Genomic DNA, 2,285 nt, shown 5'->3' with positions numbered 1-2,285 from the left:
AAAACCCTGAAAACGGACGAGGGGGCAATTTTTGATACCGTTGTGACGTTGCAGGCGGAAGAGATCGCCCCGCAAGTCACCTGGGGCACCAACCCGGGCCAGGTCATTTCCGTCAACGACTGCATTCCTGACCCGGCTTCCTTCGCCGATCCGGTCGAGCGCGCGAGTGCGGAAAAGGCGCTGGCCTATATGGGGCTGAAACCCGGCGTACCGCTGACCGACGTGAGCATTGATAAAGTGTTCATCGGCTCCTGCACTAACTCCCGTATCGAAGATTTACGCGCTGCGGCAGAAATTGCAAAAGGCCGCAAAGTGGCACCGGGCGTGCAGGCGCTGGTTGTGCCGGGCTCCGGTCCGGTGAAAGCCCAGGCGGAAGCGGAAGGTCTGGATAAGATCTTTATCGAAGCAGGCTTCGAGTGGCGCCTGCCCGGCTGCTCCATGTGTCTGGCGATGAACAACGACCGCCTGAATCCGGGCGAGCGCTGTGCCTCCACCAGCAACCGTAACTTTGAAGGCCGTCAGGGCCGCGGTGGGCGCACCCACCTGGTCAGCCCGGCAATGGCCGCCGCTGCGGCAGTCACCGGTCATTTCGCCGATATTCGCAGCCTGAAATAAGGAGACAATCATGGCAGAGAAATTTACCCAACATACGGGCCGTGTTGTCCCGCTGGACGCCGCTAACGTCGATACTGACGCGATCATTCCTAAACAGTTTTTGCAGAAAGTGACGCGCACGGGTTTTGGGGCGCATCTGTTCAACGACTGGCGCTTCCTCGATGATAAAGGCGAAGTGCCGAACCCGGAATTCGTCCTGAACTTTCAGGAATACAAAAGCGCCTCCATTCTGCTGGCGCGGGAAAACTTTGGCTGCGGATCGTCGCGTGAACACGCGCCATGGGCGCTGACCGACTACGGTTTTAAAGTGGTTATCGCCCCAAGCTTCGCGGATATCTTCTACGGCAACAGCTTCAACAACCAGCTGCTGCCGGTGACGCTGAGTGACGAACAGGTCGATGAACTGTTTGCGCTGGTGCAGGCAAATCCGGGGATGTCGTTTGAAGTGGATCTGGAAGCAGAAGTGGTGAAAGCCGGTGACAAGACCTACAGCTTTAGCATTGATGCGTTCCGTCGCCACTGCATGCTGAACGGTCTGGATAGCATTGGCCTGACGCTGCAGCACGAAGAGGCTATCTCCACCTACGAGAAAAAACAGCCTGCGTTTATGGGCTAAAGGCAATGGCCCGCAGGGCGCGGGCCATTGATAAGGGTGCGTTGAGGCGTAACCACTCTGGAGAGGCGGGGAAAAACCCCGCCAATACCGCTAACGTTTTGCTTCGTAAGCCAACACTGCCGCCAGCTCTGTTTTCTCCTGTCTGAAGTGCAGCTCACACAGCGAGTCGCGCACCATCCAGGTGAAGATCAACAACGTCGTACAGATCAGAAACAAACCTAACAGCAGAGTACGTTTTGGCATTCCAGCCTCCTTATTGCTTTTCGGCAATGAAGAGACTAACCTCGCAATGTTGGTTGTGAAGTTGGTCTCCCCATCATTTTTTTGATGTGGGACTCTCCACTGTTTGCCTCTTGCGAAAGCCTGAGGCAAACAGCCTCAAGCACCCGTCACGCACTCTATGCGCCTTCTCTGCTCCTGTCAGAAAATCGTTTCATTTCGTGAAGCCGCCTTCCAGAATCAAACGTCTTTAACCCGGCACGTTAACACAAGCGTGATGACCGAAATCGCTGCGATCACCCAGTACACGGATGCATGTCCATAGCTTTGCGACAGCGCCCCCTGAATCACCCCTGCCAGAATCACGCCGGTAGAGATACTGTTTGTAAACAGCGTGGTCGCGGAGCCTGCTCGCCCCGGCATTAAATCCTGGAACCAGAGCATGCCGATCCCGGCAACGATTCCGATAAATACCGCGTTAAATAGCTGTAACGCCAGCAAAGCTTCACGCGAATGGAAAAGGATTAACCCCGCGTAGAACACCACCCCAGCCGCCATGGCGACGACCATCATCCGACGCTTTCCGAAACGTTTTACGTAGTAACCCGCCAGAATCATCGCCGGGATCTCCAGCCCGGCAGCGGTGCCCATCAGGATCCCCGCGAGCTTGTCGGGCAGTCCCAGATCGCTGCTGATCCACAGCGGCATATCGATAATGTACATGGTGTTGCAGGTCCACATCAGCGTGGAGGCGATAAACAACATGCGGACGTTTTTATCCTGCCAGCCGCTTACCTGGGTGATGGGCTTGTCCGTCACCTGCTCTACGCGCGCC

Annotated in this window: 4 protein-coding genes; 2 read left to right on the top strand and 2 right to left on the bottom strand. The window is 56.2% G+C overall.

Features of this window, described 5'->3' with window-relative positions; all coding sequences use genetic code 11:
* On the top strand, nucleotides 1-615 hold a 615-nt coding region (locus HP459_RS22520), incomplete at its 5' end, for an aconitase family protein (protein WP_253939674.1).
* A gap of 10 nt (nucleotides 616-625) precedes the next feature.
* A complete protein-coding gene (leuD, locus tag HP459_RS22515; RefSeq protein ID WP_063137936.1) occupies nucleotides 626-1,231 on the top strand; it encodes a 3-isopropylmalate dehydratase small subunit in 606 nt (201 codons plus the stop codon).
* Between the two features lie 90 nt (nucleotides 1,232-1,321).
* On the opposite strand, the gene HP459_RS22510 is transcribed toward leuD, so the two are convergent.
* Together HP459_RS22510 and HP459_RS22505 are read right to left on the bottom strand one after the other, a co-directional pair.
* On the bottom strand, nucleotides 1,322-1,474 hold the full coding sequence (locus tag HP459_RS22510) for a Hok/Gef family protein (protein ID WP_010427008.1): 153 nt from the start codon (nucleotides 1,472-1,474) through the stop codon (nucleotides 1,322-1,324).
* Between the two features lie 216 nt (nucleotides 1,475-1,690).
* Nucleotides 1,691-2,285, bottom strand: a 595-nt coding sequence (locus HP459_RS22505; RefSeq protein ID WP_171936883.1) for an MFS transporter, incomplete at its 5' end; no start/stop codon positions are given.

The organism is Enterobacter sp. CM29, from assembly GCF_013179605.1.
Classification (GTDB): domain Bacteria; phylum Pseudomonadota; class Gammaproteobacteria; order Enterobacterales; family Enterobacteriaceae; genus Enterobacter; species Enterobacter intestinihominis.
This window is presented reverse-complemented; position numbering and strand designations above follow the sequence as displayed.